Below are 12210 nucleotides of genomic sequence, written 5' to 3' on the forward strand. Positions count from 1 at the left end.
TAGGCCGGTCTGACCGCGGCGTACGGCACGATGAGGCCATGGCTCACGTCCGTGCACCGTTGGTCGGCCGCGCCCCAGAGCTCGCCGTTCTGCGTGAGGCGTACGCGGAGGCGCGCCGGGGTGCCGTCCGCTCGGTCCTCGTCGCCGGGGAGGCCGGCATCGGCAAGAGCCGGCTGCTCCGTGAGTTCGTCTCCGAGCTGCGCGAGAGCGGCGACACGCTCGTCGTGTCCGGTGCGTGTGCCGACTCAGGCTCCGGACCGCTGCCGTACGCGGCGCTCGAGGGCCTGGTCCGCGACGTCGTCGGTGCGCTCGGCGCCGACCGGACGCTCGACGAGGCCGGGCCGAGCGCCGACGCGCTCGGGCTGGTGGCGCCGCGGCTGATCGACGTGCGCGTGCAGGCGAGCCCTGGGCGGCTGCCGGAGGTCGTGGCGGGGCTGCTGGCCTCGGTGGCGCAGCGCCAGCCGCTCGTCGTGGTCGTCGAGGACCTCCACTGGGCCGACGACGCCACCCGGGCGACGGTCGACCGTCTCGCACGGCTGCCGCAGGGGAGTGCCTTGCTGCTCGTGGCGAGCTACCGCAGCGACGACGTGGGCCGGGGGCACCCTTTGCGGTCGATGCTGGCCGAGCTCGAGCGCGCACGACTCGTCACCCGGCTCGCCGTCCCGCGCCTCGACGAGGGCGAGATCGCCCAGCTCGCCGCGGCGCTGCTCGGAGACGACGACGTCGGGCCCGGCCTTGCCGACCTCATCGACCGCAGCGAGGGCGTCCCCTTCTATGTCGAGGAGCTCGTCGGCTTCCTCGGCACCGACCTCCCCGACTCGCTGCGCGACCTGCTGCTCCTGCGCTACTCGCGGCTGTCACCGACTGCGCAGGAGTTCTGCCGGCAGGTGGCCGCGGCCGGCCCGCGCGCCTCCTACGACCTTCTCTCCGACGCCCTCGGGCCTGATGCCGTGGTCGCGGCCGAGGGCGCCGCCCGCGAGGCCGTGGCAGCCGCGGTGCTCGAGGGCGACGAGGACGGCTACGCCTTCCGGCACGCGCTGGTCCAGGAGGCGGTGCTCTCCGAGCTCCTTCCCGGTGAGCGTCGCCGCCTGCACTCGGCGTACGCGAACGCTCTCGAGTCGTATCCGACGACCGTCGCGCGCCTGTCCGAGATCGCGGAGCACTGGTGGCGCGCGCGGGTGCCCGACCGTGCGCTGGCGGCCGCCGTCCGGGGCCAGGAGGCAGCAGACCGTGCGGGCTCCTGGACGACCGCCGCGACCCTGGGCGAGCGCGCGCTCGACCTCTGGGAGATGGTCCCGGACGCCGAGGAGGCCGCCGGCGTCTCCCATCACCAGCTCGTGATCGGCGTCGCCGATTCCGTGCGGTCGACGACCCGGCTCGACCGTGCGCTCGCGCTGTGCCAGCAGGCCCTCGCCGAATGGCCCCCCGACGACACGGACGGCCTGGCCCGGGCGCTGGACAACGCGGCGGTGATCGCCGCGCAGGCCGGCAGCACCGAGGGGCGCGCGTTCCTCGAGCGGGGCTCGCCCTCGTGGGTCCGGGCGAGAACGACGAGGTGCGCGCGCTGCTCCTCGTCACGAAGACGCGAGACGGGATGCTCGACGGCCGCTCCCGCGAGGCGATCGCGAGCGCGACCGAGTGCTTCGAGACGGCGACGGCGGCGGGGGCGACGTCCAGCGCGTCGCTGGCGCTCAACATGCGCGGCGTCTCCCGTGTGTCGCTCGGGGACGTGGGCGGTCTGGACGACCTCGAACGCGCTCGTGACCTCGCCGTCGACGACTGGAGGGCGTTGTCGCGCTACTACGTCAACGCCTCCCACTGCCACCTCCTGCGAGGCGAGTTCGAGATCGCGCTCGGTCTCGCCTCGGAGGGGGCGCGGCGCTCGCGCGCGCTCGGGTCCGGGTGGAGCACCGATGCGATGCTCGAGGGCAACGCCGCCGAGGCGATGATCGGTCTGGGTCGGTGGGACGAGGCCGCAGCCTGGTACGAGCGGGCGATCCCGCTCGTGTCGGACAGCATGTTCGCGATGTATCTGCGCGAGCGCTGGGCGTGGCTCCAGATGTGGCGGGGCGAGCTGGACGCGTCCGAGGCGATCGCGCGGGCCAAGCTCGCCGGGTGGGAGCGGTTCGGGAGGCTCGAGCAGCAGGTCCGGACGCGGGTCACCGCGACGCTGGGGGAGATGGCGCTGCTGCGGGGTGACCCGGACGAGGCCTTGCGGCTCGCCTCCGACATCCTGCTGCGTCAAGGTCAGGACCGGAGCCCGGGTGACGAGCTTCCGGTCGTCGCGGTCGCGGCGCGAGCGATCGCCGTGCTCCGCCGCGAGGACGTGGGCGCGGCGCCCGACGTCGCGCCGTACCGCGCGATCGCCGAGGAGTGCGCGTCCTGGCCGACCTTCGCCGCATGGGGTGGTGCCGTCGCCGCCGAGCTCGGTGAGGGACCGTGGTCGGCGGTGGCCGACGCGCCGGGTCCCGCCCACCTGCGCCCGTACGCCTTGCTGCGCGACGGAGAGGCGTCGCTGGCTGAGGGGGACCGCGCGGGCGCGCGGGAGCGTCTGACGGAGGCCGTCGCGGCAGGGAGCGCGATCGGCGCCGGGCTCGTGGTGCAGCGGGCGGAGGCCGTGCTCGAGAGCGGAGGGCTGGATGCGGTCGGTAGGCGCGGGGACCCCGACGAGCTCACGGAGCGCGAGCGGCAGGTGCTGGCGCTGGTGGCCGAAGGGCTGTCGAACGGCGAGATCGGCGAGCGGCTCTTCATCAGCCGCAAGACGGCGTCGGTGCACGTGTCGGCGATCTTGCGCAAGCTCGGGGTGGCGAGTCGTACGGAGGCCGCGGTGAGGGCGCGCTCGGGCGCGCCGGGGGAGTGAGTCAGACTGCGGGGTGCCACGAGCGGGTTGACGGCGCTGCGCCCCACTTGCGGAGCGTGGTCCGCGGGTACGCGAAGCCGTGGTCCGGGTCGCCCGCCATCACCCAGCCGCCGTCGCGCACGTCGCCGCGCAGCTCGAGGAAGCCGCCGACGTAGGGGACGCATCCTGGCGGGAGAGTCGCGTCCCAGCTGTAGTCGTCATCGCCCACGCGGATGCGCAGGGTGACGCGCTCCTCGTCTCGCCGGGCCCTCGACATGACCGCGACCACTTCTGCACGGACGTGGGTCGCGAGGGCGTCGCAGCGCGCGGTACGCACGGAACGGGATCCGTGCCCCCCAGGTGAGGAGCACGCGCGCGACCAGGAGGACGAGCCCGAGCCGCAGGAAGAAGCTGACGAACAGGTAGCGCGCCTGCGAGAGCGCCGAAGCGTCCGCGTCCGCGACGCTCGCGGCCCACGTCGGGTCTTTGGGGTCGACCAGGACGGTCAGGCGCTCGCCTTCCTCCGGCGCGCCGAAGAAGACGGCGAAGCCGACGTCCATCGTCCAGAGGTCGGCATACGAGCCGTCGGGCAGTCGTACGACGGCAATGCCCCAGCCGAGATCCTCGTACTCCTTCGCGGGCACGTCTTCGCTGTCGACGACGACGGCTCTCTGGGGTTCCTGCGTGGACACGAGGTCGCGCGCGTGGCGCAGGTCGCGCAGGCCGCTTTGGGCGCGGAATGGGTCGACGGCCCAGTAGACGGTGGCACCGGCCACGAGGACGCAGGCCAGGGCGATGCCGATGATGCGCGCAGCGAACGCGCTGCGGACCTCCTCCTCAGCCGTCATGGCTGACCTTCGTGGGGTGCGCTGCCCCCACACGCCACCGCGGACACGCTCGCGGCAAGCGGTGTCAGGAGAGTCCACGCCAAACGCTGCAGGGTCTGTCGCGTCTCGAGGTCGAGGTCCACGGCCGGACTGTAGCGCTGGAACACCGTTCCCGTCTGCCCACTGGAGTGATCGTTTGGTCAGTCGGTGCGGGTTCCCTGCCAACGCGCGACGACGCTCTTCGGCGCTTGTGACCGCCACGCGTCCTCGATCACCTCGGCGAGCTCGGCTCGGGTGAGCTGGCCGAGGTGCGCCAGCCGGAGCAGCACGGAGCTGTGCCCGTTGAAGTGGTCGGTCGTGAACCACGGCCCGTCACCGTGGACCAGGGCGAGCTTGTCGCTCTCGTCGGGCACCCTGAAGACCAGCACGTCGGTCAGCCGCTCGCCCGTCGCGGCGTCGACGGCGTCCGGACGCGAGGAACGGTAGCCGACGAAGAACTTCTTGCTCACCTGATAGCGGGGGAGCCCGCCCCACCCGGGCACCTTCTCGGCGCGGGGGAGCGCCATCGCGAGATCTTCGATGTCGGCCTCGCGCGCCTTCCGGGACCGTGCCATCACCTGCTGTCTCCTTCGTCCCGTCAGCCCAGTGCGCGTACGTCGTCGATCGTGTCGACCTCGGCCGGCGTCTTGTCGTCGCGGTAGCGCAGCACGCGCGCGAACCGCAGCGCCACACCGCCGGGATAGCGCGGCGATCGCTGCACGCCGTCGAAGGCGATCTCGACGACCTGCTCAGGTCGAACGTGCACGACGTGGCCGTCGCGCGACTCCTCCAGCTCGAGGAACCGCTCGGTCTGCCAGGCGAGCATCTCGTCGGTCATCCCCTTGAAGGTCTTGCCGAGCATCACGAATCCGCCGTTGGGATCGCGGGCACCGAGGTGGATGTTGCTCAGCCAGCCCTTGCGGCGCCCCGACCCCCACTCGACCGCGAGCACGACGAGGTCGAGGGTGTGGCGGGGCTTGACCTTGACCCAGGCCGCGCCGCGCCGGCCCGCGTCGTACGGGGAGTCGAGCGACTTCACGACCACGCCCTCGTATCCGGACGAGACCGCCTCGGCGAAGAACTCCTGCGCCTCCTCGGCGTCAGCGGTCTGCAGACGCGGCACGCCGAGCCCGGGCGCGATCCGCTCCAGCACCTCGAGCCGCTCACGCAACGGGCGGTCGAGCAGGTCGTCGCCGTCGGCGTGCAGCACGTCGAAGAACACCGGGGACAGCACGTGGACGTCCTCGCCGGAGCGCAGGTCGGGTGCGGTGTCACGGGGGTGGGTCGCTCCGAGCGAGGCGATGTCCTGGAACGGGGCGGGCCGCCCGTCGTGCTCGACGATGAGTGCCTCACCGTCGAGGACGAGGGGGTCGGCGGCGAGCCCGCGTACGGTCTCGGCGATCTGAGGCACCCGCTCGGTGATGTCGTCGAGGCTGCGCGTGTAGACACGGACGTCGTCGCCGACCCGGTGGACCTGGATGCGGATGCCGTCGAGCTTGGTGTCGACAGAGGCCGGTAGCGCGGGACCGACCTTGTCGAGCGCGGCGGCCACGTCGGGCGCCGAGGACGCCAGCATCGGGCGTACGGCGCGACCCGGCTCGAGCATCACCGCAGCCAGGGCCTCGGCGCCACCCGTCAGAGCGGCGACGGCGACCGGCGCGCTCGCCCCTTGCAGCATCGCGGCCCGCCGCACCGCGGCAGCCGGCACGTCGGCGGCCTCCGCGACCGCGTCGAGGACGACGGAGTCCAAGGCGCCCTGCCGGACGTCACCGGAGACGAGTCCCGCGAGGAAGCGCTGCTCGTCGGCGGTCGCCCTCGCGAACAAGTCGTGCGCGGTCTCGGCACGCGCCGTCTGCGACCCCGGTCCCGACAGCCCGGCCATCGCCGCGAACGTCGCGTCGGTCTCGGCCACGGTGAGGCTCGGCTCCTCGGCCGGCGGCGGGAGGTCGCGCAACGACGCCCAGCCCAACCCCGTACGGCGCTGGCGGAGCTCGCCTGCGAGGTAGGTCACCACGACCTCGAGGTCCTCCGGTGGTGTCCCGCGCAGCAGGTCGGCCAGCGCGGTCCGCTTTGCGAGGCGCGACCGTGTCGCGGCGACGGCCCGAGAGGTGGCGACGACGTCGGCGAGGAGCATGCGCCCCATTGTGCTGCGCGGCACAGACACGCCGGAAGATCGCGGCGCTGCGGCAGGGTGACACAATCGAGCGCGTGAGCGTCAACCTTCCTACCCGTACCGACGTCCTCGTCGTCGGTGCCGGTCCCGCCGGCTCTGCCGCGGCTGCGTGGGCTGCGCGGCACGGGCTCGACGTGGTCCTGGCCGATGCCGCCCGCTTCCCGCGAGACAAGACCTGCGGCGACGGTCTGACGCCGCGAGCGATCGCCGAGCTCGACCGTTTGGACCTCGGCCCCTGGATCCGTCGCCACGGCACCAACCGCGGACTCCGTGCCTCCGGGTTCGGCCAGACGCTGATGCTCCCGTGGCCGGGTGGGTCGCTGCCCGACCACGGCTCCGCGGTCCCGCGCACCGAGCTCGACGCGCACATCCGCGCCGCGGCCCTCGACGCGGGCGCGACCCCGGTCGACGGCGCCCGCGCGGTCGACGTGGTCAGGGACGGCGACCGGGTCCGGGAGGTGGTGTTCAAGACCACCGACGGCCCGCACCACGTGGCGTGCGACCGCCTCGTCGTCGCCGACGGCGTCCGCTCCCCGCTGGGCCGCGTGCTCGGCCGCGAGTGGCACCGCGAGACCGCGTACGGCGTCGCTGCGCGGTCGTACGTGAAGTCCGACCGCAGCGACGACCCGTGGATCTCCAGCCACCTCGAGCTGCGCGACGAACAGGGCGAGGTCCTGAGCGGCTACGGCTGGATCTTCCCGCTGGCCGACGGCGAGGTGAACCTCGGCGTCGGCACCCTCGCCACCTCCAAGCGTCCCGCCAACGTCCAGCTGCGACCGCTGATGGAGCACTACGCCCGCCTGCGCCGTACGGAGTGGGAGCTGGCCGACGAGCTGCGCGCCCCGACGTCGGCGCTGCTGCCGATGGGCGGCGCGGTGTCGGGTGTCGCCGGTGCCAACTGGGCGCTGATCGGCGATGCCGCCGGATGCGTGAACCCGCTCAACGGCGAGGGGATCGACTACGGGCTCGAGACCGGCCGGCTGGTCGCCGACGAGCTCGCCGCCGGCACCGACCTGGCGACCGCGTGGCCGGCGGTCCTGCGCGAGCACTACGGCGAGGCGTTCTCGATCGCGCGCCGACTCGCGGGGCTCCTGACCGTCCCGGGCGTGGTGACGTACGGCGGCCCCGTCGGCATGCGCTCGTACGCACTGATGACCATCGCGCTGCGGCTGATGGGCAACCTCGTCACCGACGAGGACCGCGACGCCGTCGCACGGCTGTGGCGCTGGGCCGGCCGGATGTCGCTGCGCGTCGACCGCCGGCAGCCGTTCGCGTGAGGCCGCGCGCATGACCTTCCGCGCGCCCGAGGACACCGACCGCCGCGTCGTCCGCTATGCCTCGCGGGGGTCGACCCACTTCGACGCCATCCTCGCGGCGTTCTGCGTCGTCCTCGTGGTCTCCAACATCGTGGCGACCAAGGGCATCGAGATCGGGTCGGGGAGCTGGACGTTCGGCGGCCTGCAGCTCTGGCCGGTGATCACCGACGGCGGTGCGTTCCTGTTCCCGCTCGCCTACATCCTGGGCGACGTCATCTCCGAGGTGTACGGGTTCCGGGCGGCGCGCCGGGCGATCATCACCGGCTTCGCGATGGCGGTGGTCGCGGCGGTGACGTTCTGGGTGGTCCAGCAAGCGCCTGCAGCGTCGTTCTATGAGAACCAGGGGGCGTACGAGAGCGTCCTCGGGTTCGTGCCGCAGATCGTGCTGGCGAGTCTCGCGGGCTACGTGGTGGGCCAGCTGCTCAACAGCGTGGTGCTGGTCAGGATGAAGGCGCGTACCGCCGAGCGAGGGCTGTTCGCGCGGCTCGCCACCTCGACCGGGGCCGGCGAGCTGGCCGACACGCTGATCTTCTGCGCGATCGCCGCGTCGGTCATCGGCATCACGACGTGGGGCCAGTTCTGGAACTACGCCGTCATCGGGTTCGTCTACAAGGTCTGCGTCGAGCTGCTCGTCATGCCGGTGACGATGCTCGTGATCCGCTGGCTGAAGTCCCGCGAGCCCTCGTACTGGCGCTGACCCGGCCACCACCGCCCGCGCGCGGCCAGGGCCGCCGGGCTAGGCGTAGTAGCGGCCGAGGAAGTCCGCCTTGAGGTCGGCGTAGGTGCCGTCGGAGATCGACGCGCGGATCCGGTCGACGAGCCGGACGATGAAGCGCTCGTTGTGGATCGTCACCAGCGTGCCGGCGTTGTACTCCTTGGCCTTGAACAGGTGGTGCAGGTACGCCTCGGTGTAGTTCGCGCACGTGTAGCAGTCGCACTCCGCGTCGATCGGCGCAAAGCTCCGCCGCGAGGACGCCACCGCCAGGTTGCGCTGACCGTCGTGGGTGTAGACCCGGCTCGACCGCGCCACCCGCGAGGGGCTCACGCAGTCGAACGTGTCCGCACCGTTCTCGATCCCGGTGAAGAGGTCGTCCGGCTCGCCGATGCCGAGCAGATGGCGCGGCTTGTCCTCCGGAAGCTCCTCGCTGACCCAGCCGACGATCGTGCCCAGCTGCTCCTTCTCGAGCGCGCCTCCGATGCCGTACCCGTCGAACCCGAGCTCGACCAGGCCGCGTGCCGACCGCCGCCGGAGGTCCTCGTACTGCGCGCCCTGGACGACGCCGAACAACGCCTGGTACGGCTTGCCGGCCCGCTCTGCGGTCAGCTTCTCGTGCTCGGCGACGCACCGGACCGCCCACGCCTGGGTGCGGTCGACCGAGCGCTCCTGGTAGCCGCGGGTGTTCATCAGCGTCGTGCACTCGTCGAAGGCGAAGATGATGTCCGCACCCAGCTGGTGCTGGATCCGCATCGACACCTCGGGGGTGAACCGGTGCTTGGACCCGTCGAGGTGGCTCTTGAACGTCACGCCCTCGTCGTCGATGTGGGCCAGCCGTTCCTTGCCGTCGGCGATGACGTCGTCGGCCGTACGGTCGGTGGTGTCCATCGCCAGCACCTTGCGGAAGCCGGCCCCCAGCGACAGCACCTGGAAGCCGCCCGAGTCGGTGAACGTCGGACCGCGCCAGTTCATGAAGGCACCCAGCCCGCCAGCCTCGTCGACGATGTCGGAGCCGGGCTGGAGATAGAGGTGGTAGGCGTTGGCCAGCAGCGCCTGGGCCCCCAGCTCGCCCATCGTCTCGGGCAGCACCGCCTTGACCGTGGCCTTGGTGCCCACGGGGATGAACGCCGGTGTCTGGATGTCGCCGTGCGGTGTCGAGATCACGCCGGTACGGCCCTGGGCGCCGTCGACGGTCTCGCCGAGGCGGTCACCGACCGAGAAGTTGAATGTCACCGGACCATCCAACCAGCGGTCATCCCTCGAACGACGAGGGCGTCGCCTCGTCGGCAGCGGGAGCCGGCGAGGGCTGGCCGAGGGACGGATCCTCGTCGAGGTTGTCGGGCTGCGGGGCAGGCTCCGTCGAGGGTGTCGACGGCTCGGGAGTGGGCTCGGTCGTCGGCCCGGGCTGCTGGGGGACGGCCTCCTCGGCCGGCGGGGTCACCTCGTCGGTCGGGGCGGGCTCGTCCGGGTCGGAATCCGTCGTCGACGGCGTCGACGACGGGGAGGGGTCGGTGCCGCCGTCCTTGTCGCCGCCGCCGTCCTTGCCGTCGTCCGACGTCGTCCCGACGTTGCTGAACGTGGTCCCCGACTTGCCGCTGTCTCCGAGCGGGTGCCCGACGATCGCCTCGTACGCCAAGATGCCTCCGAGGGCGAGGAGCAGGCTCGCGACCGTGGCCGCCGCGACTCCGCGCCACGAGATCAGTCGCTTGGAGGCGGCATCGGGGTCGGCGGCCTCGGTGTCCGTGCCGTCGGCCTCCACCTCGGCTCCGTCGTCCGGCGCGTCGACGGCGGTCTCCGGGTCGACGGTGTCCTCGACACCACCGTCGCCGGGCTGGCCCACCTCGTCCAGCGCCTCGGGGACAGGCAGCACGGCAGTACCGCCGGCACCGGCACCCGCACCGACATCGCGCTTGGCCATCGTCGCGAGGCTCGTGAGCCGGGCGGCCTGGGCCAGCTGGCGGCTCTTGCGCAGGGAGTTCGTGTAGATCGTGCCGGCGATGGTGGCCACCACGGAGCCGACGGCCGCGCCGATGAGGGTGCCGGCGACGCCGAGCAACGAGCCCGCCACGGCCGCGGTCATCGCGGCGAGGGCACTCCCGACGACCTGGCTGGAGGAGACTCCCGAAAGGACACCTCCGCTGTCGTCCTCGGCATCCAACTCGGGCTTCTTGGCCGCCATACATCCCTTCCCGCGACATGCGCGTACGTCTCGTACCCCTGATCTCGGGGGTGGTTCGGTGGTCGAGCGCGGGGTCGTGCCGGGGAGCGGCCGGCTCCGCGCCAACCTTCGACGTTAGCGAAGTCGAGCGACCCGTCCAAGTGGGATCGCGCACATGTCGCCGGGACTACGGTGTGGGCATGAGCAACCCCCCGCTCGAGCCGAGCACCACGCCGCCCGTCCCGGTCGTGCTGGACGTCGACACCGGCGTCGACGACGCACTGGCCCTGATGTTCGCGGTCCGGCACCCTGCGATCGACGTGCGGGCGATCACCTGCGTCGCCGGCAACACCGACGTGGACCAGGTCGTGACGAACTCGCTGGCGGTCCTCGACGCCCTGGACGCGCCCGACGTGGCCGTGGCGCGGGGAGCCGAGCAGCCCTTGCTCGGCGGCTCCCGCGACGCCCGGCACGTCCACGGCGCCGATGGGCTCGGGGGGCAACGGCTCCCGTCCTCCTCGCGGATGCCGTTCGCGGGCGGGGCGCTGGAGCTGATGCGGATGACGATCCTCGACTCTCCCGACCCGGTGACGCTCGTCCCGCTGGCGCCGATGACCAACGTGGCGCTGCTCCTGAGGGCCTACCCGGAGGTCAAGGAGAACCTTCGAGGCATCGTCGCGATGGGCGGAGCCCTAGAGGGGGGCAACGCGACGCCTGTCGCCGAGTTCAACGTCTGGCACGACCCGGAGGCGGCGGCGATCGTCCTCGCCTCCGGGGTTCCGGTCACGCTCTACGGGCTGGACGTCTTCTCGCGGGTCGTCGTCGAGGCGGAGACGTATGAGGTGCTGCGCGACGACCCCGACCCTGCCGTCGCGCTGGCCGGACGGCTGCTCGCCCACTCGCACGAGGTGATCCGCAGCGACCCCCGGGTCGGGCACGGCGGCCTGGTGGGCGACGCCGGTGCCGTCTGCTCGGTCGCGTCCCCGGGCCTGCTCACGACTCGCCGCTGGCCGGTCCACGTCGCACTGGCGCCGGGCCTCACCCGGGGGCAGACGGTCGTCGACCGGCGCTACGTGCTCGGCGAGGACGCGGTGCACGGCGTGGACTCCCTCGGCCATCTGGTCGACGTGGCGGTCGACGTCGACCACGAGGCCACACGTGACCTGTTCCTCACCACCATCTGCGCCGGCCCGCAGGCGTCGCACGGCGACGACACGGCACGGGCGGTCCAGCGGTGACGCCCGCGGAGGCCCACCCGGATCCCTCCCCGCCGTCGCGTGCGTCAGCGCGGGTCGCGGTGGTGGGATCGCTCAACGTGGACCTCGTCACGGAGGTCCGCCGCCATCCCTCGCCCGGCGAGACCGTCCTCGGTGGGGATCTTCGCCGATCCCGCGGCGGCAAGGGCGCCAACCAGGCGATCGGTGCCGTCCGCGCGGGCGCCTCGGTCGCCCTGGTGGGCAGGGTCGGTGACGACGCCGACGGTCGGGCGTACCGTGACGCGCTGGCCGCGGCGGGAGTCGACGTGACCCATCTGCGGACCACGCCTGACGTGGCGACCGGGACGGCCCTCATCGTCGTGGACGGCCGGGGAGAGAACACCATCGTGGTAGCCCCCGGCGCCAACGCCCGACTCACGGCCGCCGACGTGCGCGACGCCGCCGGCGCGATCCGCGGGGCCGACGTGGTGCTGGTGCAGCTCGAGATCGGCCAGGACGCCGTGGACGCCGTGTCGGAGGTCGCGGGGGAGGCGGGCACGAGGCTCGTGCTCAACGCCTCGCCCGTACGACCGCTGCCGCCGTCCCTGCTCGCGCTCGCCGACCCGCTGGTGGTCAACGAGCACGAGGCGCGGGAGTACGACGCCGTCTCGCTCTGCGTCACGCTCGGGTCCGCGGGTGCACGCTGGGGCGAGGACTCGGCGACGCCCCCACGGGTCGAGGTCGTGGACACGACCGGTGCCGGGGATGCGTTCGCCGGGGCCCTCGCCGCCGCGCTGGCCGCGGGGGAGGGGCGTGCTGGCGCGCTCGGGGCCGCCGTGGCTGCCGGCGCGGAGGCGACCACCTGGCTCGGTGCCCAGCCGGGCTGAGACCAGGGCCCGCCCGGCAGGCGTGGCGGGCGTGACGGGAGTGGTGTTGTCCACACGATC

The 12210-nt window shown here is 72.8% G+C and carries 12 protein-coding genes; 6 read left to right on the top strand and 6 right to left on the bottom strand.

The genetic code is table 11. From position 1 onward, the window contains the following. Positions 1-38: 38 nt before the first annotated feature. Both KV100_RS18085 and KV100_RS19945 read left to right on the top strand, forming a co-directional pair. On the top strand, positions 39-1949 hold the full coding sequence (locus tag KV100_RS18085; protein ID WP_220344473.1) for an AAA family ATPase: 1911 nt from the start codon (positions 39-41) through the stop codon (positions 1947-1949). Further along, positions 1919-2860 (top strand): response regulator transcription factor, encoded by a 942-nt coding sequence (locus KV100_RS19945; protein ID WP_304610830.1) that lies wholly within the window; start codon positions 1919-1921, stop codon positions 2858-2860. The genes KV100_RS18085 and KV100_RS19945 overlap by 31 nt, the downstream gene beginning before the upstream one ends. Before the next feature lies 1 nt (position 2861). On the opposite strand, the gene KV100_RS18095 is transcribed toward KV100_RS19945, so the two are convergent. The 4 genes from KV100_RS18095 to KV100_RS18110 form a co-directional block, all read right to left on the bottom strand. Further along, positions 2862-3068, bottom strand: coding sequence for a hypothetical protein (locus KV100_RS18095; RefSeq protein WP_220344474.1), 207 nt, complete (start codon positions 3066-3068; stop codon positions 2862-2864). Continuing rightward, positions 3058-3687, bottom strand: a complete 630-nt coding sequence (locus tag KV100_RS18100) for a hypothetical protein (protein WP_220344475.1) — start codon at positions 3685-3687, stop codon at positions 3058-3060. The genes KV100_RS18095 and KV100_RS18100 overlap by 11 nt, the downstream gene beginning before the upstream one ends. A 179-nt stretch (positions 3688-3866) precedes the next feature. Beyond that, on the bottom strand, positions 3867-4280 hold the full coding sequence (locus KV100_RS18105; protein ID WP_255566301.1) for an MmcQ/YjbR family DNA-binding protein: 414 nt from the start codon (positions 4278-4280) through the stop codon (positions 3867-3869). Positions 4281-4303: 23 nt separating this feature from the next. Continuing rightward, on the bottom strand, positions 4304-5839 hold the full coding sequence (locus KV100_RS18110) for an ATP-dependent DNA ligase (RefSeq protein ID WP_220344477.1): 1536 nt from the start codon (positions 5837-5839) through the stop codon (positions 4304-4306). 74 nt (positions 5840-5913) lie between these two features. On the opposite strand from KV100_RS18110, the gene KV100_RS18115 reads away from it, so the two are divergent. Both KV100_RS18115 and KV100_RS18120 read left to right on the top strand, forming a co-directional pair. Next, a complete protein-coding gene (locus KV100_RS18115; protein ID WP_220344478.1) occupies positions 5914-7155 on the top strand; it encodes a geranylgeranyl reductase family protein in 1242 nt (413 codons plus the stop codon). Between the two features lie 10 nt (positions 7156-7165). Beyond that, a complete protein-coding gene (locus tag KV100_RS18120; RefSeq protein ID WP_220344479.1) occupies positions 7166-7891 on the top strand; it encodes a queuosine precursor transporter in 726 nt (241 codons plus the stop codon). 39 nt (positions 7892-7930) lie between these two features. On the opposite strand, the gene tgt is transcribed toward KV100_RS18120, so the two are convergent. Together tgt and KV100_RS18130 are read right to left on the bottom strand one after the other, a co-directional pair. Continuing rightward, positions 7931-9142 (bottom strand): tRNA guanosine(34) transglycosylase Tgt, encoded by a 1212-nt coding sequence (gene tgt / locus KV100_RS18125; RefSeq protein WP_220344480.1) that lies wholly within the window; start codon positions 9140-9142, stop codon positions 7931-7933. Positions 9143-9161: 19 nt separating this feature from the next. Beyond that, complete coding sequence (locus tag KV100_RS18130) at positions 9162-10088, bottom strand: hypothetical protein (protein WP_220344482.1); 927 nt, start codon at positions 10086-10088, stop codon at positions 9162-9164. Positions 10089-10267: 179 nt separating this feature from the next. On the opposite strand from KV100_RS18130, the gene KV100_RS18135 reads away from it, so the two are divergent. After that, entirely contained in the window at positions 10268-11305 is a 1038-nt protein-coding gene (locus KV100_RS18135) for a nucleoside hydrolase (protein WP_220344484.1), read from the top strand. A 59-nt stretch (positions 11306-11364) separates the two neighbouring features. After that, positions 11365-12150 (top strand): ribokinase, encoded by a 786-nt coding sequence (locus tag KV100_RS18140; protein ID WP_308291484.1) that lies wholly within the window; start codon positions 11365-11367, stop codon positions 12148-12150. The last annotated feature ends 60 nt before the right edge of the window (positions 12151-12210 follow it).

It is taken from the genome of Mumia sp. zg.B21 (assembly GCF_019550855.1).
In the GTDB taxonomy this organism is placed as follows: Bacteria; Actinomycetota; Actinomycetes; order Propionibacteriales; family Nocardioidaceae; genus Mumia.

What these genes read in the sequence shown, in the direction of transcription:
- KV100_RS18085 (WP_220344473.1), top strand. Translation starts at nt 39, where the DNA reads ATGGCTCACGTCCGTGCACCGTTGGTCGGCCGCGCCCCAGAGCTCGCC.
- KV100_RS19945 (WP_304610830.1), top strand. Translation starts at nt 1,919, where the DNA reads ATGCTCGAGGGCAACGCCGCCGAGGCGATGATCGGTCTGGGTCGGTGG.
- KV100_RS18100 (WP_220344475.1), bottom strand. Translation starts at nt 3,687, where the DNA reads ATGACGGCTGAGGAGGAGGTCCGCAGCGCGTTCGCTGCGCGCATCATC.
- KV100_RS18105 (WP_255566301.1), bottom strand. Translation starts at nt 4,280, where the DNA reads ATGGCACGGTCCCGGAAGGCGCGCGAGGCCGACATCGAAGATCTCGCG.
- KV100_RS18110 (WP_220344477.1), bottom strand. Translation starts at nt 5,839, where the DNA reads ATGCTCCTCGCCGACGTCGTCGCCACCTCTCGGGCCGTCGCCGCGACA.
- KV100_RS18120 (WP_220344479.1), top strand. Translation starts at nt 7,166, where the DNA reads ATGACCTTCCGCGCGCCCGAGGACACCGACCGCCGCGTCGTCCGCTAT.
- KV100_RS18130 (WP_220344482.1), bottom strand. Translation starts at nt 10,088, where the DNA reads ATGGCGGCCAAGAAGCCCGAGTTGGATGCCGAGGACGACAGCGGAGGT.
- KV100_RS18135 (WP_220344484.1), top strand. Translation starts at nt 10,268, where the DNA reads ATGAGCAACCCCCCGCTCGAGCCGAGCACCACGCCGCCCGTCCCGGTC.